Raw genomic sequence first — 26,750 nt, forward strand, 5'->3', positions numbered from 1 at the left:
GAAGCTGGGGAGCTTCCCCTGCTATGGCCACTTACTCGAGCGAAATCCTGATCAACTCATGCCTTCCTGCATTCGGTGCTTGCGTTGGGCGGCGATGGCTGCCAATGTCATAAGACCGATCAGCAGGAGGAGGATTATCCCCCTTCCGCCGGCATTCGGCAGTATCCATGAATGCATGAAGATGTAGATATTGCTCGTGTCCGGGGTCTGCGGCTCCCCGGCCAGCGTCCATTCGATGGTGGTGGAAACCTGGCCGAATCTATGGCTGGGGGTGATAGCCTGCCAGGTCCCGTCCGGTTGCCCACTGACAATCGTTCCGTCGGCATCGCCGAAGGAAAGGCGGGTGGGAATGCCCATGGGCGGGATGGCAATGCGGGTGGCCAGCACCAGATCGGTGTTGTCGGAGCCGGTCCCGTTCTGCCCGGTGCTGTTTCGGCCGAAGCCATAGGCCGTTCCGTCGGTGCCGATGGCCAGGCTGTGGTTGTCGCCGGCGCTGATGCTTCCAGCCTTGAGTCCCTGGCTCTTGTCCTTGGGATCCCTGGCCTTGGCAGGCTGCTCGGGGGAGCGTACATCACCGAGTTGGCCGTGGGTGTCGTCCCCCCAACCGTAGACCACCTGGTCGGTGCCGATGGCCAGGCTGTGGTTGTCTCCGGCCGCCACCTGCTGATAGGCGAAGCTGTCGGATGCACCCCGGGGGAGGGCGACTTGAACGGGTATGGGCTCGTCGTCCCCGACGGGTCTGACCTGGCCGTTGCTGTTCGACCCCCAGGCCCAGGCCCTCCCATCCTGGTCCAGGGCCACGGAGTGGGATGACCCGGCGCTGATCCGGATGTACACGGGGCTTTCGCTCATGCCTGATGGTACTGCCAGCGGTTTGGGCACCTTGCTTTCGCTGCTTCCGTCGCCAAGGCCGAGTCTCCCATTGGCATTGGACCCCCAGGCGTATATCTTCCGGTCGGTGCCGATGGCCAGGCTGTGCTCGCTTCCCGCACTGATCTGGATGTAGGAGAAGCCGGATGCGGCTTCGCCGGGCTTGGCTACCCGGATCGGAATCGGTGAACTGCCGGTCTTGCCATCACCTAGCCCGCCTGTGATGGATCCCCAGGCATAGATGTTCCCGTCGCTGCCCAGAGCCAGGATATGCCTTCTGCCTACGGCCACCTGAGTGAACCTGAAGCCTGGGGCTGCATCTGCCGGAAGGACCACCTTGACAGGGATCGTGGAGGTGCTGGTGGTGCCGTCGCCCAGGCCTGTGGCGTTGGTGCCCCAGGCGTAGGCCATCCCATCGGATCCCAAGCCGATGCTCATCGTGGTGCCTGCGGCGGCCTGCAGCCAGGTGAACCCGGGTCTGGCCCCTTTCGGAGCGGCAACAGCAATGGGTTGGTTCCGATTGGTCCGCGTGCCGTCCCCAAGTTGGCCGGAGCTATTGTCTCCCCAGCTGTAGGCTTTTCCGTTGCTGCCGATCGCGAGTGAGTATCCTGACCCGGCGCTGACCTGTGACAGACGCATGTTGCCGGCTGGCGGTGGGGTGAGGGTCACGGTCTCGCCGCCGGTATCGATGCCGCGCGTGGGGGTGAGGGTCCACTTGGTGTTTGCAGGGCTCCACCTGGCTTTCAGGTTGTGGCCCTGCTGAATGGGTTGGGTGAAGTCATAGGCGGCATTCCCGTCGAACCAGCCGTCGAATTGTTGACCTGGTTTGGCGGGATTGGCAGGTCGGGTGACGGTGGTGTCCTCGTCCGCGGTCTGCGATGGTGGTGTGGGCGAGCCTCCGTCGCTGTCGTAGGTGATGGTGTAGCGCTCAGGGGTATAGGTGAAGTCGAGGACAGCATCTGGTTGGGGAAGACCGTTCTGGTTCCAGTGGATGACGAGAGGTATCGTGCCGGGTCGATGCCGTCTGGGTGGCGCGATGACGGTCCAGGCGCCGTCCGGCTGTCGGGAGGGATCGGCTCCTGGCATCCCGCCGAAATCGATGGAGGCGACCTGCAGGTCGGGGTAGTCGATGGCGACGGGTTTGGCTCTGCTGGTGGTGGTGTTGTCGCCGAGTTGGCCCTGGGTGTTGTTGCCCCATGCGTGCAGGGTTCCATGGCTGTCGATGGCGAGAGTGTGTCCGGTGCCGCCGGCGGTGCGGACCCAGGTGGCGTCGGAGGCAGGTGCGTCGATGGCGACGGGTTTGGCTCTGCTGGTGGTGGTGTTGTCGCCGAGTTGGCCCTGGGTGTTGTCGCCCCATGCGTGCAGGGTTCCATGGCTGTCGATGGCGAAGGATGCATGGCCGCCGGCGGAGATGGCGGTGATGGTTGCGGGCAGACCGGGTTTGACGGGTCGGCCGGTCTCGGTGCCGCTGCCTGCGCCGAGTTGGCCCTGCTGATCGGAGCCGAACGTGTACGGAATGTCGTCGCCAGTGTCGGCGTCGGAGCCGATGGCGAAGGTGTGGTCGGTGCCGGCGGTGACATGCAGCCATGTGAAGGCGGGGGATGTGCCGGTCGGGGCCTGGACCTGGGTCGGGGTACCGGCGGAGCCGCCCGTGTTTCCGTCGCCGAGCTGGCCGTAGTTGTTGTCGCCCCAAGCGTACATGCGGCCGTTGTTGGCGATGGCGAGGGTGTGGCGGCCGCCGGCCTGGATCTGTGTGTAGACCAGCCATGAGGGGGTGGCGGGAGGCATGGCCCGCATGGTCGGGGTACCGGTGGAGCCGCCCGTGTTTCCGTCGCCGAGCTGGCCTTGGGTGTTGTCCCCCCAGGTCCATGCCCTGCCCTGGGTGTCAAGGGCGGTCATATGGCCGTCGCCGGCGCTGATCTGGGTGAACTTGGTGTCCCCGGTATCGGCCTGCCGTGGTGTCGGGTCGTCACCGCTGGTGGTGCCATGGCCGAGTTGGCCGTGGTCGTTGTCGCCCCAGGTCCAGATGCGTCCCTGGGTGTCGAGTGCGGCGGAGTATTTGTCGCCTGCGGTGGCTTGGGTGAATCGGGTGTCATCGGGGGTGGGAACGCTGGTGGGGGCGGAGCGTCTGGCCCGGTCGGGATTGCCGAGTTGGCCGTGGTCGTTGTCCCCCCAGGCATACAGACGGCCGTCGCTGGATACGGCCAGCGAATGGGTGCCGTCGGCGCTGATGCCGGCCAGGCGGGTGTTGGTCGCGTAGTCGGGCGGGGTCAGGGTCAGACTGGTGCCTCCGGATGTGCGACCTGAGGCAGGAGAGCGGGTCCAGGGGCCTGGTCGGCTCCATCTGGCAGTGATGGTTGTATCGCTGGTGACGGGCTGGGTGAAGTCAAAGGCAACGTTGCCCTGGAACCAGCCGTCGAACCTGTATCCGGCGCGGCCCGGGTCGGCTGCGGGCCGGACGGCCTGTCCCCAGTCGTCTACGTCATGGCTGGTGACCGGGTCGCCGTTGGCTGGGTCGAATCGGACCCGGTGGCTGACTGTGAGATACGTGTAAGTCAGGGCAGCCGTGCCGGAATCCAGGTTCCGTCGTGACCAGGAGACTTTGACATCCACCGGGCCCGGAGTGTGCGCCGGCGGGCGCGCCTTCCAGGAGCCGTCAGGGTTTCTGACTGGCACGATCATCGATGGCTTTCCGTCGAAGGTGACGGAGGACACGGTCAAGGGCCATGGGAACCATACGCTCGCCGGTCTCGGATTGGCCGCCGCTGCCCCGTTGCTGGTGTTGACGCTGTTGATGCCGAGCTGTCCCCAGTCGTTGCGGCCAAAACTGTAGACGTTGCCGTCCGACCCGATGATCAGCATGTGCCAGTGGTTGCTGCCGATGGTGAGGCTGAAGTAGGTCAAGTCGCTCGGCGCTCCGTCCGGCTTGGGTATGCGCGTGGGTGTGGCTACGCCTGAGTCGCTGCCGTTGGTGGTGGTGGTGCCAAGCTGGCCGTATTGGTTGCTTCCCCATGCCCAGGCGCCCGTGTCAGTAATGGCGGTGGAAAAGTCCCAACTTGCATTAATGTCTATGGCGCCGGTCAGGCCCGGAACCCGTCCTGGGCGGGTGCGTTCTCCGCTGCGTCCCAGCTCATTGTGCTTATTGCCTCCCCATGTATAGATGTTGCCGTCGGTGGCTATGCCCATGGATACGTATGCACCGGCGCTGATCGCGGTGAACTTCAGATCTGTGGCGACTGGGCCTGGTTTGCCGGCGGGGTAGGCATCGCTGGAATCGCGCCCCAATATACCATAGTAGTCGCTAAGGGTGTTGGTTTTTTCATAGCGGCCCCAGGTCCAGGCGGTGCCGTCGGCGGCCAGGGCCATGGAATCCCGGTCGCCGGCGCTGATCGCGGTGAAGGTGGTTCCCTCGGGCATGGCCACTTTCGTAGGGGTGATGTCGTTCATGGAACCGTCGTAGGGCGGACGGCCGAGCTGGCCATCCATGTTTTGTCCCCAGGTCCAGACGTTGCCGTCCCGGTCCAGGGCCATGGAATGGATGTTGCCGGCGCTGATGGCGATGAACTGAACATTTGCAGGGGTGGAGGCAAGGCCCGGCGTGGGATAGCAGTTACCCACTCCCACGGATCCGCGCCCCAGACGTCCGGCTTCGTTGTTTCCCCAGGTCCAGATTTTTCCGTCCCGGTCCAGGGCCATGGAATACCAGCCACCATTGGAGACATGGGTGAACTTCACTCCATCGGGCACCTTGACCATCACCGGGGTGGTTTGACGCGCCGAGGTGCCTCCCATTCTGCCGGTGCCCAGTTGGCCGCAATCGTTTCTTCCCCATGCATAGGCGTTCCCGTCGCTGCCCAATGCCAGGGAATGAAACTGTCCCGAGGACACCTGGGAGAAGGCGATGCGGTTTGGAGGGTCGATGCGCACATTGTTGCCACCGGTCCGGGGACCCGACGTGGGGTGGATTGACCACTGGTTATTGCCGAATGTCCACCTGGCGGTCAGTGTGGTGGCCCCCTTGATGGGTCTGCTGAAGTCATAGGCGAGATTTCCCTGGAACCAGCCGTCAAATGTCCAACCCGCCTCGCTCGGGTCGTCTGGGCGTTGGATGGTGTCGCCTACGGCGACTTGCTGGTTGGGGATTGGGTCGCCGTGCTCCGACTTGAAAGTGACGGCGGCCGCGACACCGGTGTAGGTGAATCTCTGGCTAGTGTCGTCGGGTTGGCTTGCACCTGTGGCGTCAGCGGACTGGATGGTGAGGGTGACGGTGCCCAGATGGTGCCGGGGGGAGGTAACGTGCCATCCGTCGGCGCGTTTGGTGATGTCGCCAATGTTGTGGCTGTCGCCGAAAAGAACGGAAGTTATCCGCCCGTCGGTTGACCGCCAGACCATGTCTGGCTTCGGATTGGCTGCCGCTGATCCGCTCGTTGCGCTGTTGGTCGTGTTGGTGCCGAGTTGGCCGTAGTCGTTGCGACCCATGCTGTAGGTGTTCCCGTCCGACCCGATGACAAGCGTGTGGAAGCTGGTGTTTCCTGTATTGAGGCTGGTGTAGGTGAAGGAGGCGGGAGTTTCGTCAGGGGTTGTCATGCGGGTGGGTATGGTCGTGTCTGTATTGGTGCCGAGTTGGCCGTAGTCGTTGCTTCCCCATGCCCAGGCACCGGTGTTGGTGATGGCGGTGGAGTAGTTCCGGCCGGCGTTGATGTCTGTGGCGCCGGTCATGCCGGGAACCTGTCCTGGTCGGGTCGTGTCGCCGGAGCGTCCCAGTTGTTTTGAACGGTTGCCTCCCCAAGTGAATATGGTGTTGTCGGTGCCGACAGCCATGGAATGGTTGTATCCAGCGCTGATTGCGGTGAACTTCCGGTCGGTATCGACCTGGCCGGGCCTGTTGGCGGGGGCGGCATCGGTTGGCGTGCGGCCCAGTACGCCGTAAAAGTCATCTTTTGTGCCGCCGTTGTCCCCCCAGGTCCAGGCGGTGCCGTCGGCGGTCAGGGCCATGGAATGGTAAACGCCTGCGCTGATTGCCGTGAAATGGGTTCCATCTGGCGCGGTCACCTTCGCCGGCGTGTTGTCGCTTGCCGTGCTGCCATATGGAGGACGGCCGAGCTGACCATTGTAATTGATGCCCCAGGTCCAGATGTTGCCCTTGGTGTCCAGGGCTAAGGAATGCAGGTTCCCGGCGCTGATAGCTTTGAAGGTTGTGTCTGATGGGATGTCAGCCAGGCCCGGTGTGGAGTAGGAGCTGTTGACAGAGCCGCGGCCCAGTCGTCCGCCATCGTTGAATCCCCAGGTCCAGATCCTGCCGTCGCGGTCCAGGGCCATAGAATACCAGCCGCCTGCGGACACTTGGGTGAATTTGACGCCCGCGGGCATGGATACCGGCACCGGAGTCGTTCTACTCGTCGTGGTCGTCCCGTCGCCCAGTTGTCCGCAGTCGTTTCTACCCCATGCGTAGGCGTTCCCGTCGCTGCCCAATGCCAGGGAATGGTACTGGGCAGCGGACACCTGAGCGAGTCGGACCGGGTCCTTTGGCGAATTCACCGTTACGTCTGTGCCGCCCTGCCAGGGGCCGCTCGTGGGGTTGGTCGCCCATTGCCCCCATCTGGCCTTCAGATTCGTATCCTGAGTGACGGGCCTGGAGAAATCGTAGGGGACATCGCCCTGGAACCAGCCGTCGAATGTCCAGCCCGGGCGGGATGGATCGTCGTGTGGCCAGGAAGCGGTTTCGCCGTCGGCTACGATCTGTTGGGCGGGCATGCCCGTGGTGCCCTCATCTGATGTGAACTGCACCGTATGGGTACCGTTGTTTCTTGGTGACGGGTCTGGAGACTGCTGTGTGGTGGTCAGAGAATTCAGCGTCGCCAGGGGTGAAGGATGGTTCCCTGATTCCGGTTGAGGGTTCGTGGGCTGGATCAGTGGTGTCGATTGGGCGGTTTGCGGGGATGGATGCTCGGAGGGTGTTGCTATGGAAGAGGGTGAAGGATGGTTATCTAGTTCGGGAACTGACGGCCTTGGGGCCGGGGCTTCTCTCTCACCCCCCCCCCCCCCCTGATTTCAGACTCTGCCAGTGCATTGGTGTCTGATTGCTCAGCACCGGCAGCATGCGCATCTGCCATGAGCCCCAGGCCCATGGCAGCGAGCACGGCGAAGACGCAGATAATAGGGCGTGAGACGCGCCTAGAAGCAACACGCATGAAAGATGCCTTCCCAACATGCTGCCCTCAGAATTTCTTGGAACCTGATTTCTTCAACCCCATGAATAATCAGAAGAGGGCAGTTCTATACACTGCTTAGCACTATAACACCTTGTTCCTGTCTTGAGGGGATACTCGGCGAAAGGGGATTCCTGTCTTCGCGGGCCGGGAGAAGACTCCCGAGCTGAAGCGCGGGGAGGCGAGTGTGACGGAAAGCCATCAGGGGAACGGTTTTGAGGCCGTCCCACGACCTGGATCGGGTGGGCTTGCCAGTCACGTTATCCTATGCGGCGCGACTTTCGCACCGCGTTGCTGACGCTTTGCGGTCGGCCGAATCATAGCTGGTGTTCGGGATCTTAGCCAAGCTGGCTTGCGGCGTCCTCGTCAAGCAGCCATAAGGTCTGTTCGGTACCCCTGGCGAATGAGGAGGGGACGTGGGGGTTGTCCTCATCCCTCAGTGCCTTCTTCACGGCTTGGGCCTTTTCTTGGGTGGAAGTGAAGAGCCAGACTTTGGGGGTACGGCGGATGAACGGGGTGGTCATGGTCACCCGCAGCGGTGGGAGCTTGGGCGAATGGCTGACGCCTGCCACCAGCGTGGTTTCGTCGCTGATCAGCGCCTCGGGGCGGTCAGGGAAGAGCGATGCGTAGTGGCCGTCTGGCCCTACGCCGAAAACGGCCAGGTCCATATGGCCATGGGGGCCGATCCCCCGAATGATTTCATCCTGGTAGGCCCGTGCCGCCTGGGCCAGTGCTTCTGTGTCGTCGGCCTCGCTCGCCCTTGCGATCTGGTCGGGGGTACGAATATCAGCCGGCATTTCATGAACATGGTCCGCAGGTAGATCACCCTTGTCGATGAGCCTGCCGAACCAGGCGTCCCGGGCTTGCTTGGCATTGCGTTCAGGGTCTTCCGGGCTCACGAATCTCTCGTCGCTCCACCACAGATGAACCCGCTTCCAGTCGATGCTCGCTGCAAGATCACTGGTCCCCATCAGTGCGTAGATTTCCGCCGCGTCCGTTCCACCGGTCAAAGCCAGGTCCGCCCGCTCCTGACGTGCCAGGATGTCCCCTAATTCGATCAGCATTCGCGCGGCTGTGGCCTTGTTGAGCAGGCTGGTGCTGGCATAACGGATGATTGTACGCTCGGTCATGGCGTCTCCTTCATGGCAGTGATGTCTATCATACTTGCGCGCTTGCGCCTCCAGTGGCTCCCGGCGCCGAACCAGCCGTCATCTGGTGCACCGTTCATGCACCATGGGCCAGCCCCTGCTGATGACATCCCGATAGACCTCATCAGGATCCAGACGTCCCATTTCCTCGCTCATGCAGTCAACGGCGGTTCGCAAAGGCATGGAGATGGTCTGGCTGGCCTGGCCGGGCTGGTTGATTCTGGCCTGGTCGGCCTTGTGACGTTCCATGCTCATGGTTCCGTCGCTGCGTTTGAAGAAGACCCCGGTGATGGCCTGGGCCTGTGGATCACGCTCAATCGTGACCGGCACCCCAAGCTTCAGAGCCAGCCAGGAAGCCAGGAGCTCCAAGGGCAGGAAGTGCGTCTGGCCGGTCACCCGCACTGAGGTTACGGGCAGATGCGGCGGTTGATCCATCATGGAAGCGAGCAAGGCTCGCCAGATCGTGGTTCTTGTCCAGGAGAGGTCCACGTCAGCAGTACCCGAATGCTTGAGGAGGGAGGCGAAGGCGGTCTGTGGGTCGTCGGCTTCCATGGCATCGGTGATGCGGCTGGTGGCCATGGCCCCGATCGGGTCCTTGGATGGGTCCTGGGGTGGATTGGCGGGCCACCAGACCACCAGGGGGGCGTCCGGGACCAACAGCGGGATGACCAAGGCATCGGAATGGCTCAGGAGGGCCAGGACCGGCCTGAGCACTATTATCTCGCCGGCTCCCGCATCTGATCCGAAACGGATCTCGGCATCCAACGTGCGGTCACCGTCATGGTTGGTGTTCTTGTAGGAGACGCAATCTTCTGAGGACTGTGCCGCAGCGGTCCGCTGGTCCGCCTCTTGCTCGGCCTGATGGTCTTCGGCATTGGTCACTATGGCGATGACCCGGCAGGGGTGTTCACGACTTGCGGCGTTTACGGTCTCCAGGGCCGTCTCCAGATGGGCCTGCTCGGTGACGATGACCAGGGTCAGCACTCTTCCCTGGGCGGCCTCTCCACGTTCAACGTGGAGCTCGTCAATCTCCTGGGCGATGGCGGAAGTAGTGGTGTTGTTCAGTCTGACGATCATGGCATCCTCCAGTGGTATCCGTCGCGGGCCAGCATCAGATCAGCCTCCCGCGGACCCCAGGTGCCGGCGCAGTAGGGCTGGGGCTGGCCCTGTCCGGCCCAGAACTCCTCGATGGGGTCCAGGATCTTCCAGGAGAGATTGACTTCCTCGGTGGTGGGGAAGAGGGGAGGGTCGCCCAGGAGCACGTCCAGGATCAGCCGTTCATAGGCCTCCGGGGAGGCCTCGGTGAATGAACGCCCGTAGGAGAAGTCCATGTTGACGTCGCGCACCTCCATGGCCGAGCCGGGAGTCTTGGCCCCGAAACGCAGGGTCACGCCCTCGTCGGGCTGTACGCGGATGACCACCGCGTTGGCGCCCAGTTCCCGGGTGGCTGTGGCCTCGAAGGGCAGATGAGGTGCACGCTTGAAGACGATGGCGATCTCGCTGACCCGCTTGCCCAGGCGCTTGCCTGTGCGCAGGTAGAAGGGGACGCCAGCCCAGCGGCGGGTATCCACGTCCAGCCTGATGGCCGCATAGGTCTCGGTGGTAGAGGAGGGATCAATCCCGTCCTCATCCAGGTAGCCGACCACATGCTGGGAGCCCTGCCAGCCTGCCGTGTACTGGCCCCGGGCGGTGTGGGCCGCCAGATCCTTGGGAAGGCGGACAGCGGAAAGGATCTTGGTCTTTTCGGCTGTCAGATCTGATGCTGAGAAGGAGACCGGCTCTTCCATGGCCGTCAGGGCCATCAGCTGCAGGAGGTGGTTCTGGATGACATCCCGAGCCGCTCCGATTCCGTCGTAGTAGCCGGCCCTGCCGCCGATGCCCATGTCTTCGGCCATGGTGATTTGCACGTGGGAGACGTAGTTGGAGTTCCAGACTGGTTCGAACATCATGTTGGCAAAGCGCAGGGCCAGGATGTTCTGCACAGTCTCCTTGCCCAGATAGTGGTCGATGCGGAAGACCGAATCCGGCTCGAAGACTTGGGAGACCACCCGGTCAAGCTCCTTGGCCGAAGCCAGGTCGCGGCCGAAGGGCTTCTCAATGATGACCCGTCGCCAGGCCCCCTGGGTGGAGTGGGAGAGCCCGGACTCGGCCAGCTGGCGGGCCACTTGGGGAAAGGCCTTAGGCGGCACCGACATGTAGAAGGCATGGTTGCCACGGGTGCCCCGGACCCGGTCCAGCTCCGAGACGGTGGCCGACAGGCGACGGAAGGCCTCCGCATCGTCGAAGCTGCCCTTGACGAAGCGCATGCCCTGGCTCAGATGTCGCCAGGTGGACTCGTTGAAGGGGGTGCGGCAGTGGGCGCGGACGTTCTCCTCTGCAAAGGCCACGAACTGCGGGTCGCTCCAGTCGCGCCGCCCGAAGCCGATCAACCCGAAGCTGGCTGGCAGCAGTCCCCGGTTGGCCAGGTCATAGACGGCCGGCAGAAGCTTTTTCTTGGCCAGATCGCCGGTGACGCCGAAGATGACCAATGAGCTTGGGCCCGCGATGCGCGGCATGCGCAGATCGCGGGGGTCCAGCAGGGGGTTGTGCCAGGGCGCCTGTCGGCCGCCGTCCTCGTCGGGAGGAGCGGGCTGGTCGGCGGAGCGCGCAAGTGGTGAAGTGTCCATAGTGCTCCTCGTGAAATACCGTGGCTCCCAGTGTACTGTCGGCAGTAGAAGGGCAGGGCGGATTATCCGCTGAAGAGTGCATAAGCGTCGCAAAGGTCACATTTGCGGCAAGGATCCCTAGAATGGTCGGTATGATTCCCAATGTTCCCATGGCCGAGGCCCTGCACCGCCAGTACGCACCCTCACAAGCCGCCTATGAACTGATACACACCCACTGCCAGATCATCGCCGCCCTCGCGGTGCGGATGGCCGACCAGGTCAACGAACGCCTGCTGCGCGGTGATGATCCTGACGGGGTTTTGCCCGAGCGGCCGCTGGATCGTGACCTGGTCCGCACAGGTGCCCTGCTGCACGACATCGGCACCTACCGGATCCTCAAGGATGACGGCTCCCAGGGTCGGTCTCTGACCTTCCAGGGTCAGCGGTACATAGAACACGGGCTGGAGGGCTACCGCCTGCTGCTGGACGCTGGGGTGGATGAGTCGGTGGCTCAGTTTGCACGCAACCACACTGGGGTGGGGCTGACCCGCCGCCAGGTGGAGGAGGAGCATCTGAACCTGCCGCCGGACGACTATCTGCCGGTCAACCCCGAGCAGGAGGTGGTCATGTATGCGGACAAGTTCCACAGCAAGCACCAGCCGCCTATCTTCGTCTCCGAGCCCACTGCCGCCAAGCGCACGGCCAAGTATGGTCCCGACAATCTGGCCCGCTGGAGGCAACTAGTAGCCCGGTATGGAGTGCCGGACCTGCAGCCCCTGGCTCAGCACTATGGCATGACCATCGTCTGATCCGGCCGGACCGGCCCCCAGGAACTGCGGAAGCGGCCGCCGAATTCACGCAGCATCCACGGGTCTGGTTGATAGGGGTCGACTGGATCGGTCCGGCAGGCTGCGACGGCTTTCAGGAAAGAGGCCATGCCCTGCGATCCATAAGCGTAAGGGGCTGCACACCAGACCGGGTTTCCTTCCAAAATGAGAGGCCGATCCGACCCGCGCAGGAAGGCCAGATCCACGCTGATCGGAGCAGGAGATCGACCCTTGGCTGCCTGAAGGGCACAGCCTTCGGCGATCGTTTGATGCCTGGGATCGAAAACGACGCCGTCAAAGACCGTGGTAATGACTCTGGAGTCCTCGCCTTCATGCAGGCAGTAACCGCTGGAGGCTGCAATCCGGTCCCTGTCGATGATGACCCGCCACTCCTCATGGATACTGGGCAAATGGGCCTGGATGCGAATCAGCGATCGTGCAGGGGCCGTCCGCAGATCGCTCTGCAGATCTTCAAGGGTTCGTCGGGCTGCAGGCAGGTCCGATACCCGGCCGGCGGCCAGCTGCGACCAGGGGCGCTTCCCCAGGCCCGATGGCAGTCGGCGCCAGGTCAGGATGATTCCAGCCGTCACAGTCAGAATCCTGCGTCCGGTCAGGGATCGGTCCAGCCCATCCAGCCACATGGTCGGTGGGGCTGACAGGACCCATGAGGGACGGCCTTCGGATGCCAGCCAGGCGTTCTGGGCGATTAGCAGCCCTGGCGTGATCCATACGGCTTCCTTGACGCCGACCTCCCGAACGGGTCCGAATCCATGGTGATGATGCAGAATGACCCGCTGTTGCGGGTTTGGGCCCTTGCTGCACGAATCGATTTGTTCGGCCATGACCCTGGGTATCCACTCCTCATGGGTGATGACTGAGCAAGCCAGTGCAGTGCTGTCCATCCCCGGCCCGGAAGGTTGGAGTTCAATCGACGATGAATCGGTCGTCGTAGGTGCCCTCGTCTACGGTGTCCGAACCGCCTGAGGTCAGGATGATCACAGTGCAGTCATGACGGCGGGAGACCCGCTTCAGCGTGGCCAGCAGGGTGTCCCAGTCGCCCGGTTCCAGCCCCTCGGTGGGTTCGTCGGCGACGAGCACGTCGCACTCGCAGCACAGGGCACGGGCCACGGATGCCAGACGGAAGTCCAAGTGGCCCAGATCAGCGGTCAGCCTGTCCTGCAGACGCTCCGGGAAACCCACCTCATCCAGCAGATGACGGGCCAGATTGTCCTTGGGGCCCAGGAAGGTGCGCCCGCTGGCATCCATGGTGTAGACAAGATTCTGCACAGCGGTCAGGTCGCGTCTCAGGGCATCGGTACCAAAGATGGCTCCAATCTGGTGGCCGCGGTAGTCGGAGGCCAGCAACTGGCGCAGGTCCGTGCCCCGGAAGAGCACACTGCCCTGGGTGGGGGCGCGCAGGCCGGTTATCAGGGCCATCAGAGCGGCCCTTCCGGACGGCGAGGTGGTCTCCACCGAGTAGATGCGGCGACGCTGGAATTCCAGATCGACATCGTCCAGGATCTGTTCGGGGCGACCCTGGACCTTGCGCGTGTAATCCACGTGCTTCAGGGAGAGCACCGGATAGCCGCCAGGAACCAGCACCCGCTGGTCATCGGTTTCCAGCAGCGGGCCCTCCTCCTTACCGTCGTCGGGATCCTCGGCATTGTCCTGCTCGATGACCACCTTGAAAGCGGCCATCGACACGTCCTCTTCAGAGGAAGCATCCTCCTCGGACTTCTTGTTCGTCTGAGTAGCTGCTTCTTCGCCGGATCCGTGCAGGAGTTCGGCGTTGGCATTCTCGCCGGTTTTTTGCTCAGCGTCTGCCGTTGCTCGAACCGCTTGTTTCTGATCAGTTTCTGCCTGGTCGGCGGCCTTGGCCGCAGCCTTTTCCTGGGACTCTTCGTCTGACCGCTGGTCCGATGTCTTTTCGCTCATGCCTCGTCCTCCAGGTCGTTGGTGTATAGCTGGGCGGTTCTGAAGGCCGCCACCCTGGCGGCTGCTGCCAGTGCGAGGACCAGGCAGACGGCCAGGCCAATCAGGATCAGCTTCCAGATCAGACCAGCATCAGGCATGCTGGCCAGGCTCCCCAGCCGGAAGAGCGACCGGCCCAGCGGCCGACTGATTGCGGCGCCCAAAGCCAGGCCCAGGGCCAGTCCGGGAAGGGTGAGCAAGAGGGTCTCCAAGGCGAACTGCCAGCCCAGCCGGGCCTTGTGAACCCCGATGGTGATGGCCATGCCGATTTCGTTGACTCGACCGCGCAGCATGAGGATTAGGCAGCCCAGCAGAATCAGCCCGCCCAGCAGGCAGGCCAGGATGATGGCGGTTCGCGCTTGGTCGGCGGCCTGGTGGACCGGCTCCATCCGCCGCTGGTAGGCCTTCAGGCTGGGGGAGTCGATGTCGTACTGCGAGGTCTTGAGCCCGTCCTTGCGCAGCTCCTTGATAAACTTCTGGTAGGTGCTCGGCGAATCCAGAACGAAGGCAACGAGCAGTTCGTGACCAGGGTCACCGGGCTTGCTGGCCGAATCCAGCCCCAGCATGGCAAAGGTGGGATAGGCCGTGTAGATGGCTCGGTTGGCTGCCTGGTCGGCGGCTTTGCGGTAGTGATAGATGCCCGAGACGGTCAGCTTGACCTGCTGACCCTGCTGGCGGGGATCCTTGATGGTCAGGGTGTCGCCCATCTTGAGCTTGTTGGCCTGTGCCATCTGCTTGGAGATCAGCACAGTCTGGGTGCCTGAGGCATTCTGTGAGGCGTAGTCCAGCCCCTTGCCCTGGTCCAGCACAAAGGGGCCGTGAGGAAGGGTGGGCTCGGCTGCCTTGTCAGAGACACCCACCAGGGAGTAGGCGCCTGACTGAGGCAGCCCCTCCGGACTGATATTCGCGGTCTCATGGAAGTAAGCCTTGTACTGCATGCCATCCATCTGCAGGCGCTGGGCATACTTGGAATACTCGTTCCAGCCCAGGGGGGAGGCCTTGGTTCCCTTGCGCGGGCTGATGACGGCGTCCACCTGTTGGGATTCGTAGCCTGTAGTACGTGCCCTGGTGTCAGCTTGAAGTACGGTGGCCGCCGTCGTGGCCAGAGCCGTCACGACCAGGCAGGCCAGAACCACGACCAGGCTCCGCGCCGCATGCCGCCTGATGGTGAACCAGGCGTTCTTGAGAACGAACATGACACCCTTCCTGATAGCGTTCCAGGGGTGACCGGGCGGCCCACAATGGCGGGCCTTAAGTCCGGTCGCCGTCCTCCAGTCTAGCCAAGGACGCTCCCAAGCTAGCGGTGCGAACTTGGAGCTTGCTGAATGTCTTGCTAGGCCTCTGGTCGCTCGGCATGGGAGAAGTTGCGCACCTTCAGGGAGACGGCCAGAGCAGCCAGAATCAGCACCAGGGTAAAGATCAATCCGCAGTGGGTGCCCCTGGTGAAGGCCTGGGCTTTATCAGCTCCGGCTGCCTGCCCTTCGCCCATGGCCAGCAGGGAGGTGGTGATGGCCGTGGCCACGGCTCCCACAATCTGCTGCATGGTGTTGATGATGGTGCTTCCGTCGCCGGACTGTGGGCCGTTCAGAGAGTTGAGCGCGTAGGTCTGTGCCGGTGACATGGCCAGGGGGCAGCCGATCATCAAAATGATGTGGGCTGCTACCACCAGGGCCACAGGGGTGTGCGGGCTGGTGAACAGGAGGATGATCGTCCCTACCAGTGCGATGAGGAATCCGCAACGGACGGGCATGCGGGCTCCGAAGCCGTCATAGAGCCGGCCGGCGAAGGCTGAGACCAAGGCGTTGATGGCGCCCCCGGGCAGCATGAGGATGCCGGTCATGGCCACGGGCAGGAGCAGCCCCCGCTGCAGGAACTGGGGCAGCAGATACATGGAGGAGAGGATGACTGCGAAGTCCAGCATGACCAGGGTGGCACCGTAGCGGAAGGCCGGAATGGAGAAGATGCGCAGGTTGAGCACCGGGTGTTCCAGGCCCAGCTGGCGACGAATATAGAGGACCAGGGCTACTAGGGCCACAACCAGGATGATCAGGGTGACGGGGGAAAGCCATCCGTACCGGCTGGCCAGGCTGACTCCTCCCACCAGTCCGCCGAAGCCGACAATTGACTCCAGAATAGAGGCCAGGTCGGGTCGCTGGTGAGTGATGGTCCCTACATTCTTTAGGAAGCAGACAGCGAAGATAAGGGCCACAACCAGGAATGGGGTGAAGAACCAGAAGATCCAGTGCCAGGTCAGCTTGCCCAGGATGATTCCGGTCAGGGTCGGGCCGATGGCGGGAGCGAACATGATGACCAGGGCGCACATGCCCATGACCGTGCCCAGACGGGCAGGTGGGAAGATCAGCATGGCCACGGTGAACATGAGCGGCAGGATCAGGCCGGTGCCGATACCCTGGATCAGCCGTCCCGTCAGAAGGACGGGGAAGGTGGGGGCCATGGCCGAGACCACCGAGCCGGCCAGGAAGGCGACCAGGCCGAAGATCACGGTCTGCCTGGTGGTGAACCACTTGGAGATCAGACTGGAAAAGGGCAGGACGATGCCGATGACCAGCATGTATCCCGTGACCAGCCACTGGACGGTGGCGGCAGGGATTTGGAAGCTCTCCATCAGGTTGGGCAGGGCGATATTGAGCGAGGTTTCACTCAGCATGCCCACGAAGGCCCCGATCATCAGCGCGGCGATGGCCAGCCAGGGGTGGGGGACGGCCGGGCGTGACCGGTGAACAGAGGCAGAGGTGGACGTGTTTTGCACGATAATGATCTCCTTCTTCAGACAAACAGGACGCCATCTTAGGGAGGCTGCCATTTTTTCGTAAGTCGGCATGTCTACTCGCTTCGCCGAAGGCGTGCCGCATCGGGACGGAAAAGGTTATGCTCGGGAATGGTCGTCAGAAGCCATAAGGAGGGTGCGTGTGGATTGGCATGCAGCGGTCTACGGGTCAAGAGCCGCTGGCTCAGGAGGTCATGGCTTCTATGATCCAGGCGATGAAGAGGGACGGACCTTCGGCGACCCTGACACCATCTCCGACGCCGCTCTGCGTCGATTGGGCGGCAAGGCCTACTTCCGTGCCCATCAACTGCTGGATGACCGCCGCTTTACTGACCTGCGCCTGCGGCACCTGGGGGCTTTGACCGTTCTCAAGGGGCGTGTGCCCGCCACTTATCAACCGGATGGCGACTGCATGGTTCAGGCTCGGCTGGACGAGCAGGCCCATCGGGTCATCGACTCCTCCTGCACCTGCCGGGCCTTTGGACGCCAAGGTCCTGCATGCAAGCATGTAGTCGCCCTGATCATGGCCTACAACGAGTCCAGCCAGGTCTTTGCAGGTTCGGACGACTGGGCCGGCGACCAGGGTCGATCCCGGTCCGCCCGGTCGACCTCAGGACCTCTGGCAGCCTACATGCACCGGCAGGAGGGTCGGCGACGGCAGGCCTTTCGCGACCGCCAGCTGAGCCTGCTCAAACAGGAGAACGGGCCGGTCGGCGGCCGTCACCTGCCCATCGGTTCGGTCGGGCTGATCCCCGACCTGACCAGCGAGCGCGGAGGCTGGCTGGTCCGTCTGCATATCATCCTGTCCTCCCACGGGGTCGCCTACCTGGTCAAGGATCTGCCGGCCTTGTTGCGTGCCGTGGACCAGGGCGAATTCTTGTCTTATGGGCGGCGGCTGGCCTTCATTCATTCTCGTGACACTTTTGATGACCGGGCCCAGGCTCTGCTGACCATTCTGGAAAGAGCCGGCGCCATCCGCCGCAGCCTGGCCGAACAGCAGGGGGGCATGCGCCGCCGTCTTACACGCGCAGGATTGGCTGGGATCCGGCTCAGCGACGACGAGGTGGCGCAGGTTCTCGACCTGTTTGTGGACTCTGGGCTCACCCTGGACTACACGCCTCCCGAGGATTCCTTCCTGCAGACCATGCCTGCCCCAGTGGTCGACGGGGACCCGGACACTGGCATCGCAGTCAGCAAGGAGGCGGACGGTTACCGTATAACCCATGCCTTGGGCGTGGAGCGCTTCATCGTAGGCCAGGCTTTTTCCTTCGTCATCGTGCGTCCCTCGCAGCTCGGCTCCGGACTGGATCCGGGGCCGGTCATCCACCGTTGCAGTGCACGTTTCATGCGTCATCGGGACCTGTTGGAGACCCTCTGCCGCCCTGGCGAGGATCGGGATCTGCACTTGGATGCCGATGATCTGGACCTGTTCGTCCGGACCGTGCTGCCCGACCTGGATCAGGGCGCCCAGGAGGGATCCGGGCTCTCCGCCAGCCTGCCCGAGGAGCTGGATGCCCGACGGCGTCCGCCCTGCAGGATCGAGCTTTACCTGGACCGGGACCGGCAGGGGGTCAGTTGTGATCTCAAGGCCCGGTATGGGGATCGTCTTCTGTCTGTCGCCGCTGATCCCGGCTCCGAGGATGAAACCGGCAGGGATCGGGAGAACGAGTCTCTGGCCCGGCAGACGGTCCGCCGTTATTTCCCTCTCATGGAGGAGGGGCTGGCACGCATCCCCGAGGAGAACGAGGAAGCCATCCACACCCTGCTGACCAGGGGCCTGCCTGTGCTCAAAGGGCTGGGGCGGGTCTTCTCCACGCCGGCCTTTGACGGGCTCAGTGTCGTCTCTCATCCGCAGATCCGTGTTGGTGTGCGGGTGCGTTCCGGGTTGGTCGAGATCTCGCCCATCGCTGACGAAGTACGGCCCGAGGAGGCCGCCGCCATCCTGGCCGACCACCGTCGTCGGCGGCGCTTCCATCGTCTGCGCAACGGGGCTTTCGTCGAGTTGGCTGATCTGAACACAGAGGCTGTGGACACCCTGGCCGAAGACCTGGGCATCAATCCAGCCGATCTGGCCAAGGGGCCGGTCCGGGTGCCTGAATTCCAGCTCGGCTACCTGGATGCGCTGGTGCCCGAGCAGGACCGCGATTCAAGCTTCCGTGATTACCTGAAGGAACACCAGCCCGATCCCCATGGGTTCAGGGTCCCCGACGGTCTGCGCGGGCGGCTCAGACCCTATCAGGCGGAGGGGCTGCGTTGGCTATGTACGTTGAGCGACCGCGGATTCGGGGGTATCCTGGCCGACGAGATGGGTCTGGGCAAGACCATACAGATGCTGGCTTACCTGCTCTCCCGTCAGGATCAGGCCAAGGATCGGGGACCCTCGCTGATCGTATGCCCGGCCTCATTGGTCTACAACTGGGAGGCCGAGTGCCGCCGCTTCACTCCTGGTCTGCGGGTGGGGGTCCTGGCTGGGGGGCGCAGCCAGCGTCAGGCTTTGCTGGATCAGGCGAGGTCCTACGACCTGTTGATCACCTCGTACGATCTGCTCAGGCGGGACTTGGACCGGTACCGCGGTCTGCCCTGGTATGCCCTGGTCTTGGATGAGGCCCAATACATCAAGAACCATGCCACCAAGGCCGCCCGGGCTGTACGCGCTCTGGACAGCCTGCACCGGTTCGCCCTGACTGGCACGCCCATCGAGAACCGGCTGTCCGAGCTTTGGAGCATCTTCGACTTCCTGATGCCTGGGATGCTGGGCCCTTACTCCCGTTTCCGGGACCGCTTCGAGATGCCCATACTCAGCGGCGACCAGGATGCCCAGTCCCGGCTCCAGGCCCTGGTGGGACCCTTCATTTTACGCCGACTCAAGTCACAGGTGCTGACTGATCTGCCCGAAAAGATCGAAAACGTGATCAGCGTGCCCTTGCAGGGTCGTCAGCGCAAGCTCTATGCCGCCCTGGAACAGGAGCTGAGGGCTGCCCTCAACAAGGAAAAGGATCAGGAGTACGAGGTTGGCAAAATTCAGGTCTTGGCTCAGCTGACTAGGCTGCGGGAGGTGTGCTGTGATCCGCGTCTGGTCTACCAGGATCAAGGCCGGGACCGGCGCGGCGATTCGGCCAAGCTGGATGCTATCGAGGATCTGGTGGTCTCTTGCCAGGATGCCGGACGTAAGATGCTGATCTTCTCCCAGTTCACCTCCTACCTTGACCTGATAGCCCAGCGGCTCCATCGGCTGGACGTGTCCTACGATCTGATCACCGGCGCCACATCAAAGAAGCGTCGGCTGGAGCTGGTGGAACAGTTCAATAGGGATGCTACGCCGGTTTTCCTGATCTCCCTGAAAGCCGGCAACACCGGGCTCAACCTGACTGGAGCCTGTGTGGTGGTCCATGCGGACCCCTGGTGGAACGCCGCCGCCCAGGAGCAGGCCAACGACCGCGCCCACCGGATCGGCCAGACCCAGGATGTCAACGTCTACCAGATCGTAGCCAAAGGCACCATCGAGGAACGCATCCTCAATCTGCAGCACAGCAAGAGCGACCTAGCCTCGCGTTTTGTCGATTCGGCCGCCTCCACTGGCGCCGCCGGTGTGGCCAGGCTGAACAGAAAGGACCTCCTGGCCCTGCTGGGTTGATCGCGTCTGGATATGAATCTGCTTGAATCTGCTAGTCAGTGGTCTTGAATGTAGCGGCATCGTCGATGGCGAGGCCTTTGGGCCACGGTTCCGGTTATTCTTGATGCGGTAGTCGAATCGAAAGACTACATGCATGAGCAGGTTGACGGTTGCTTCTTCGGCGGTTTCCAGGTTTGGCAGCAGTCGATTATTCGGGTTATGGGAGCCTGGCCGTCTTCAGCTCCTTTGATGACAGGAAGCTGGGGGGAAGAGCGTGATCAGCGGTGTGCAGATGTTCTGCTCAGAGTTCATGGGCACAGCCTTTATGATGGCCATCGCGGTCATGGTCGCCGCCAGCAGGTCGCTCCCCAAGACAGGGGCCTATCGAGCCGACTGGATCAACGCGTCGCTGGGCTGGGGCCTCGCTGTCTATGTGGGCGTATATGTGGGGTGGAGAACAGGCGGCCATCTCAATCCGGCCGTGACCCTGGCCAGGGTGGTCGGCCACTGGATTGATCCACAAGCGACCTTGAACGGCCTGGCCATGGGCAAGGGCGGCATTCCCGTAACCGTGGCCAATGTGGCCATCTTCATCTCCGCCCAGTTTCTGGGGGCTTTCTTTGGCACCTGCCTGGGCTACCTGGGTACTCGCAAGCATTTCGAACTTCCGACCGATACAGATACCAAACTCATGGTTTTCTGCACCAAGCCTGCTATACGTTCAAATTTCTGGAATCTGACATCGGAGGCCATCGGCACGGCCATCCTCGTTACCTGGGTTTTCCTGAATGGGGGGACGCCTACCCAGGTCGGGCCCTTGGGCGTGGCTCTGGTCATCACGGTTCTGGTCATGGCCCTGGGCGGGGTTTCGGGCGCGGCCATGAATCCTGCACGTGACTTTTCCGCTCGATTGGCTTACTGTCTTCTGCCCATGTCCGGCGAGAAGGATGCGGATTGGAGCTACGCCTGGATACCCTTTGTCGGTCCGATCATCGGAGCCTGCATAGGTGTGCTGGCGCCTGTCTGGATGGGGCTTCTGCCTTGATCGTCGGCATGGAAAAGCCCTCGGTTCTGTCAGGAGGACAGGACCGAGGGCCGAGTGAGTCGGTCAGCTCAAGGTCAGTAGCTGGTTGAGGTGGGTTCCTGGAAGCGGACCGTCAGCCCGCGGCCATGGTGAAGGAACATCTCGGCACCATGGCGGTCGACGTCGCGGTGAGTGAAGAGCATGCGGATGGCGAAGGCCGTCTGGACATCATCAGGCAGGTCCAGGAAAGCCTTATGGGCATCCCATCCATCGGCGGCGACAGCCTTGTTGGGTACATAGGCATATCCGTAGCCGTCCTCGTCCACGTAGCCCAGGAATGGCAGATCCCATGCCTGGTGATAGCTCAGCTGATTCTTGTAATCCTCGACCTTCTTGAGGGCCTCGTCGCTGATGCCGTACTTGCGGGCGACATCGTTGGCCTTGGCGGTCTTCGCGGCGGCATCTTTTTCGAACATGGAAGTATCAACAACAATGACTGTATCGTCTGCCATGACTGACCTTTCTGTCTGACGGCCTGCACGTGTGACAATCGACATCATGACCATGCAGGGCCATGACCGTTCAGGTGACCATCCATCGTCGACGGTCACCTCTGGATGCAAGATTCCTTCCACTTGCAAGAATACCAAATTTCGCCTGCAGATAGGTGCAGGGAACCGTGAGGTTCGCCATGGGTGCCTGTCACTAACGAAAAATAGGTCCAGCTGTGCTCGTATGCGGGGAACTATCAGCCCAAGTCAGCATCCTGATCCCTGCGATGCCGAAACAGGCACATCAGTGCCAGGCCGAGGACGGCAGCGCCGACAGTCAGCGCTGCAGGCAAGATTATGTCTGAGCCTGAGGCGGCCAGGGTTTGGGAACCTGCAGATGACTTTGCTTGGTCATCAGAAGATTGGCTATTGCTGGCTTGATCCGGCTTGCTGGGTGCATGATCGGACTCGCCTGGTTTGTTCGGTTCCACCGGCGGATTCGGCTTGTCATGCTCGCCAGAGTTGCCAGGGTCGTTGGGCTTATCTGGCTTATCCGGCGTGGCCGGCTGTGCCTGGTAGCGGTTGGTGAAGATGGCCTTGGTCATCTCCTGACCCTTGTCGTCAGTCCACTTTGCAGTAGCAGTCCGGTGCAACTGACCTGCATTGGTTTTCAGCGTGATGGTCAGTATCGCGTTGCCTTTGTCATAGGTCAGACCAGGTATGTTGCCGATTGCCTGGCTCACACGGTATTGGTAGGTGCCGTCGCTGGGGAAGGCTTCCATCTTGACAGGCACTTGGAGTTCCTTATGTTCGGCCGTTGCGTCAATCTGCTCAGGCAGGGCCGCAGCCGGCGCTTCATCCATGGGCTCGACATTTAGGGTGAAGGAATCACTGTCGAGCCAGTCTCGGCCTTGAAGCTGTACTTGGATGTCAGCTTCCACTTGATCGGCGCTCATCAGCCCCTTCAGGCCGCAGTTGTTGAAGTCCTGGGACTGGCTAGCGGCGCCCATCTCTGCAGCCTGCTCGAAATCGTCCAGCTCGATGACGGCTGCTTTCAAGATCCCACCTTCCGCAAGATCACGGGCGGAAGAGTTCTCGCTCTGGGTAGCTCTGTCAGCTTGCGGAGTGGTGGTGTTTAGATGGCTCCAGTCAGTGCCATCAGCCGGATCAAACCTGAGATGGAATTGTCCGGCAGGTATATTGGTCAGGTTGTATCTGCCCTGTGCATTGGTTTTCGTGCTCAGATCATCATAGGGGGCTACAACCGATCTGACAGGATTATTCTGGTTGTCAAGCAAGGTCACCCTGACGCCGCTTAGCAAGGGGTCATCGGCGGTGCGGATCCCATCGCCATTGAAGTCGTACCAGACTATGCCGCTGACAGAACGCTGAGCCACTACGGCCTGGGTGGACATTTGATTCTGTGCGTTGCCCCAGCGGTTCCGGTAAAGATTGCCGGGGGAGTTTGTTCCGGGGTTTATGTGGAAGGTGATGTCGCAACGGAATTGTCCAGGTTGTCCATCGACCATGAAAGCCCAGGCGGTCACAACTGGGGGCAAGCTCACTTTGCCTGTAGTTTGGTCCAATTCAGCCTTGGACCAGTCTTGGAATGTACTGGGTGTTATGGAAGCGGTGTCGTTCACCTGCCATTGAGCATCTGTCGTGTAGTATATGTGGATGTTTTTCAGATCGACCCCTAGGGGCTTCACGCTCATATCGGTGAGAGTTGAACTACCTTGGAAGTCGGGTTTGCTGGGATTGCCGCTCGCATGAGGGTAGGGCATGATGTCGACGGCATAGTGATACACCTTGCTACTGCCGGCAGTATTGCTCAGCATGTTGGTGAAGCCGATAGGGTCACCGGTCTCGTTGATGGCTTGCTGGGGCGAGGTGGACAGGCTGGTTGCATTATTGCGCACAGCGCGAATGGTCGAGGTGCTGACAGTGCTCATGAAAGAGCTGGGGTTTGACATGTTATGCTTTGATTGGACTTCGGCACGGGTCTTCAGATTCTCGTAGGGGCTGACGACGTCTTTGCCTGGGTCGGTCTGGTCTCCGATGGAGGCTGAGAAATAGATGACGTGGTTGCTGCCATCTACAGGTATGTCGGGCAGTGTCCAGCTTAGCTTGGTCTCACCGGAGTTTTCAGTGGTGCTCACCGAGGGTTCACAGACTGTTCCACCCTCAATATGTCCCATTTCAGGTGTGCCTTCGGTATAGGTGCCTCCCAGTCTGGCGCTGCCGGGGACGTAGTGAAGTTTGGCCGGCAGCACGTCGGTGACGTAAAGATCGGTTTTGGCAACCTTGTTGGCCTGGGAGGCCGAAGTGCCGGTGTTGATGGTCAGCCGCCAGTCGACATACCGCTGATCACGGTCTATGTCGAAGGATCCTTTTGGGTCGGAATTTGCGCCTCGCTGTGCCACAGTATTGGAGATGGTGCTGGCTTCGCCGGCTACATAGAGGCTGTCGCCGTGTTCGTTGCCGCCGGTGTCGCCGCCTAGGTAACCTTTGGCTTGATCATAGTGAGCCTTTGTATAGCCTCCGGTGGATGTTGCGAAGACAGGAGAGAGGTTTTGGGACAGATTGTATGGATTCTGCTTTTCTGCCCAATCCTCCCAGTCCTGGTCGCTGGAGTTTTCGGGGTCTAAACCGGATAGGTTTGCTAGTTGGCTACGTGTGAAAGCGTGTGAAACTGATGTCAGCTGGGCCACCGAGCCTTCTTTAGCGTCGGCGCGCACGTTGGCAACAAATCCGCCAAAGCCGTACCGAGGGTTCTTGTTCTTGTTGTTGTCGTCGTAAACGAAGCTGCTAGAGGCAGCGGTGCGGGCACCCAGCAGTATGCCCACAATGGTGCCGTGCTTTCTCGCCTCATCTGGGGTTTTGTAGAAGTTCAAATCCTTCATGTCGGCATCGGCTTGCTCCTGGTCGTTGTTCCAGGTTCCACCGTCGCGTTTGGTTGCGTACAAGACCATGGTCAGATTCTGGTAAGAATTGCCGAATGTGTTGTCCTGGCCATTCTGCCAGACGCCGTTGCCCTGCCAAGGCAGTCCCAATTCATTGTGGTAATGATCGTGGTCTTCGGGGACAGGGTCTATAAAGTTAGAGGGATCCTGTCCAGGGTTCGGTTCAGGGGGTTTTTGGTTGGGGCTCGGCAATTCGAGGACGTTTGGATCGATCTTGACCAGGGACATGGCCAGCAGCGGCAGATCGGCCTTGCTGGTTTTGGCGTTGAAACCAGCCATGATCCGTACTCGGGTTCCTGCCACTGCTGAGTCGGTCCCCTGCTTGTTGTCGGGTGCATCCCACCAACCGCAGTCTACGCCGTTGTCAAAGTAGTTGGGTGCAGACATGCAAGAGTATTGAATGATGTTGCTGATGCCTGGCTTCCAGGTGCCGGAGGCCTGTGTGAAGATGACATTGTGCCACTCGTCATCGGATTGGACGGCCTGGTTCGATACATCCTTGGGGTCAGAAACCGTAGGCAGTTGCTGTCCAGAAATCGAAGTTGCCCTCAGTCGACCGTCATTGACTTGGCTCTGCAGGCTGAGGCCGGACTGGTCATAGTAATTGGCCACGTCCTTGCCTTGGACGGTGGAAGGGTTGAAGACGTATAGGTAGCCGGTGGAGATCTCGGCCACTTCCACCTGTGAGCAGTCGGTTGAGGCTAAGATTGTCGTGCATCTATCTGAGGCATAGGTATGTCCAAATTTGGGGAATGGGTCGTTTGTCCGGTAGTCATCTACACTGAAATCCAGCACGATACCCTGATCGCTGCGGTGTTCTGCTACCGTGTATTTACCGTTGCCTTGGACGCGGTCTTTCCCGGCCTGGCCACCCGTAGAGCGGGCGTAGTCGTAGTTGTTGAAAGCGGGGCTCCAGCCCTGACTGATGGTGTTGCGTCCGCTGTTGTTGAAGTCGCCGTCAATGGTGCCGATGTCCCAGAAGTAAGGCTGAAGGTCCTCGATCTTGGGAAAGGCCTTTCCACCGCTGGTCTGCCAGAGGTTACTCAAAGAGATGGAGAAGGTTATGGGGCCGGTGGGCACTTCCAGACCTCTGAGGCCCTTGGATCGATCAGGCCAGCGCATGTCAACTGCCCAGTTGAATTTGCTGATGATCCCTTTGCTTTTGCCCAGCTCATGATTGATGTAGTTATGGGCAGCTGGGGTGTCGAAGTCAAAGGTTTGATTACCGGAGCCCTCGTTGGTTCCGCCGGTGATTCTCAGGTTGAGGTTGGGCTTGGCTGACACGGTCACCGGATCTGATGCAGCAGAAGCCGGTTCGGTCCTGGTCGTGGCATCGTGGGCACACCAGGCCTGGACCTCGGGGGCGAAACTGCTGCCATTGGCCATGTTCCGAACCTGGAGGACCAGGGAGACGCTTGAGGTGCCTGGGATGACGTTAGCTGAGTTCGATGTAGCGGTGAGGAGCCTGTAAGCGGTAAGTACCTGAGTGGTTTGACCGTTGACGCTTTTTTGCTCTAGCTTGGGCTCATAGCCGGGCGTATTGTCTATCCATGGCATGGAGTCCTGATCAAAAGTGATCAGTTTCTTAGGTTGATTCAGCGTGAATTGAAAGCCTATCCGAGCCTGTCGGTAAGACGTATCGTTCAGGGAGTTCACAGAGAAGGTAAAGTCATATATCGCTGTATCGAAAGAGCGCACGATGTCATTGTCCGCATCGCGGTCATCACCGGGGGCATTGTCATTGTCAAAAGGTGCGGTGCCGGTGCTGCGGGAGGTCTGTTTTATTGAGGTGACTCTGGCATTGTCGGTATCCAACATGTCATTGAGGGTTGATTTGGCACTCGTTGTGTTGCTTGGTTGTATGGATGCAATCTGGTTGGGAGAGGTGGATCGGGCTGTGTCGGATTTAGTTATGTCTGATTGGGGTGCCGAAGTTTGAATGGTTGCCGTAGCTTGGACTCGATTGCTCTTGTCTGATGTCTTTCTGTTGTCTCCAGCCTGTTGCTTACGCGTTGTTGCCGATAGCGGTGTGGAGGCGGTGGTCTGGGCTTCAGCGGTCTGCCCACTGCCGGCTATAGCAATGGCGGGTATTAGCATGGCCATAGCTATCAGGCCGGCCAGGACTCTTCCGCTCAAATTACCCTTTGCCACGTTTCTCCTTTTGAGCGCCGACGATCGCCTGGGGCATGGGGCCAGGCATC

13 protein-coding genes are annotated in these 26,750 nt (G+C 61.4%); 3 read left to right on the forward strand and 10 right to left on the reverse strand.

The window, feature by feature from the left end; genetic code table 11:
- Nucleotides 1-51: 51 nt before the first annotated feature.
- The 4 genes from J3U06_RS06390 to zwf form a co-directional block, all read right to left on the reverse strand.
- Nucleotides 52-6,657 (reverse strand): InlB B-repeat-containing protein, encoded by a 6,606-nt coding sequence (locus J3U06_RS06390; RefSeq protein ID WP_267444658.1) that lies wholly within the window; start codon nt 6,655-6,657, stop codon nt 52-54.
- A 760-nt stretch (nt 6,658-7,417) separates the two neighbouring features.
- Nucleotides 7,418-8,209 carry a 6-phosphogluconolactonase gene (gene pgl, locus J3U06_RS06395; RefSeq protein ID WP_267444659.1) on the reverse strand — a complete coding sequence of 264 codons (792 nt, stop codon included), beginning with the start codon at nt 8,207-8,209 and terminating at the stop codon, nt 7,418-7,420.
- 78 nt (nt 8,210-8,287) lie between these two features.
- Complete coding sequence (locus tag J3U06_RS06400) at nt 8,288-9,304, reverse strand: glucose-6-phosphate dehydrogenase assembly protein OpcA (RefSeq protein WP_267444660.1); 1,017 nt, start codon at nt 9,302-9,304, stop codon at nt 8,288-8,290.
- Complete coding sequence (gene zwf / locus J3U06_RS06405) at nt 9,301-10,782, reverse strand: glucose-6-phosphate dehydrogenase (RefSeq protein WP_258561583.1); 1,482 nt, start codon at nt 10,780-10,782, stop codon at nt 9,301-9,303. Before zwf ends, J3U06_RS06400 begins: the two co-directional genes overlap by 4 nt.
- Nucleotides 10,783-11,015: 233 nt before the next feature.
- Here zwf and J3U06_RS06410 point away from each other — a divergent pair, with 233 nt between their 5' ends.
- A complete protein-coding gene (locus tag J3U06_RS06410) occupies nt 11,016-11,681 on the forward strand; it encodes an HD domain-containing protein (protein WP_267444661.1) in 666 nt (221 codons plus the stop codon).
- On the opposite strand, the gene J3U06_RS06415 is transcribed toward J3U06_RS06410, so the two are convergent.
- The 4 genes from J3U06_RS06415 to J3U06_RS06430 all read right to left on the reverse strand — a co-directional run bounded on the left by J3U06_RS06415 (nt 11,660) and on the right by J3U06_RS06430 (nt 16,440).
- On the reverse strand, nt 11,660-12,601 hold the full coding sequence (locus J3U06_RS06415; RefSeq protein WP_267444662.1) for a hypothetical protein: 942 nt from the start codon (nt 12,599-12,601) through the stop codon (nt 11,660-11,662). The genes J3U06_RS06410 and J3U06_RS06415 overlap by 22 nt on opposite strands.
- A 22-nt stretch (nt 12,602-12,623) precedes the next feature.
- The gene (locus J3U06_RS06420) at nt 12,624-13,634 is read right to left on the reverse strand and encodes an ATP-binding cassette domain-containing protein (protein ID WP_267444663.1); all 1,011 of its coding nucleotides are present in this window, start codon (nt 13,632-13,634) and stop codon (nt 12,624-12,626) included.
- A complete protein-coding gene (locus tag J3U06_RS06425) occupies nt 13,631-14,866 on the reverse strand; it encodes an FtsX-like permease family protein (RefSeq protein WP_267444664.1) in 1,236 nt (411 codons plus the stop codon). Before J3U06_RS06425 ends, J3U06_RS06420 begins: the two co-directional genes overlap by 4 nt.
- A gap of 137 nt (nt 14,867-15,003) precedes the next feature.
- Nucleotides 15,004-16,440 carry a DHA2 family efflux MFS transporter permease subunit gene (locus J3U06_RS06430; RefSeq protein ID WP_220236764.1) on the reverse strand — a complete coding sequence of 479 codons (1,437 nt, stop codon included), beginning with the start codon at nt 16,438-16,440 and terminating at the stop codon, nt 15,004-15,006.
- Between the two features lie 160 nt (nt 16,441-16,600).
- Between J3U06_RS06430 and J3U06_RS06435 the strand changes: the two genes are divergently transcribed.
- Both J3U06_RS06435 and J3U06_RS06440 read left to right on the forward strand, forming a co-directional pair.
- Nucleotides 16,601-20,092, forward strand: a complete 3,492-nt coding sequence (locus J3U06_RS06435) for an SNF2-related protein (RefSeq protein ID WP_267444665.1) — start codon at nt 16,601-16,603, stop codon at nt 20,090-20,092.
- A gap of 253 nt (nt 20,093-20,345) precedes the next feature.
- Nucleotides 20,346-21,116, forward strand: a complete 771-nt coding sequence (locus J3U06_RS06440) for an MIP/aquaporin family protein (protein ID WP_267444666.1) — start codon at nt 20,346-20,348, stop codon at nt 21,114-21,116.
- Between the two features lie 74 nt (nt 21,117-21,190).
- Here the strand turns inward: J3U06_RS06440 and J3U06_RS06445 are convergent, their stop codons facing one another.
- Both J3U06_RS06445 and J3U06_RS06450 read right to left on the reverse strand, forming a co-directional pair.
- On the reverse strand, nt 21,191-21,607 hold the full coding sequence (locus J3U06_RS06445; RefSeq protein WP_267400445.1) for a glycerophosphodiester phosphodiesterase: 417 nt from the start codon (nt 21,605-21,607) through the stop codon (nt 21,191-21,193).
- Between the two features lie 236 nt (nt 21,608-21,843).
- Nucleotides 21,844-26,700 (reverse strand): Spy0128 family protein, encoded by a 4,857-nt coding sequence (locus J3U06_RS06450; protein WP_267444667.1) that lies wholly within the window; start codon nt 26,698-26,700, stop codon nt 21,844-21,846.
- Nucleotides 26,701-26,750: the final 50 nt, after the last annotated feature.

Source organism: Bifidobacterium sp. B4142, from assembly GCF_026537325.1.
Classification (GTDB): domain Bacteria; phylum Actinomycetota; class Actinomycetes; order Actinomycetales; family Bifidobacteriaceae; genus Bombiscardovia.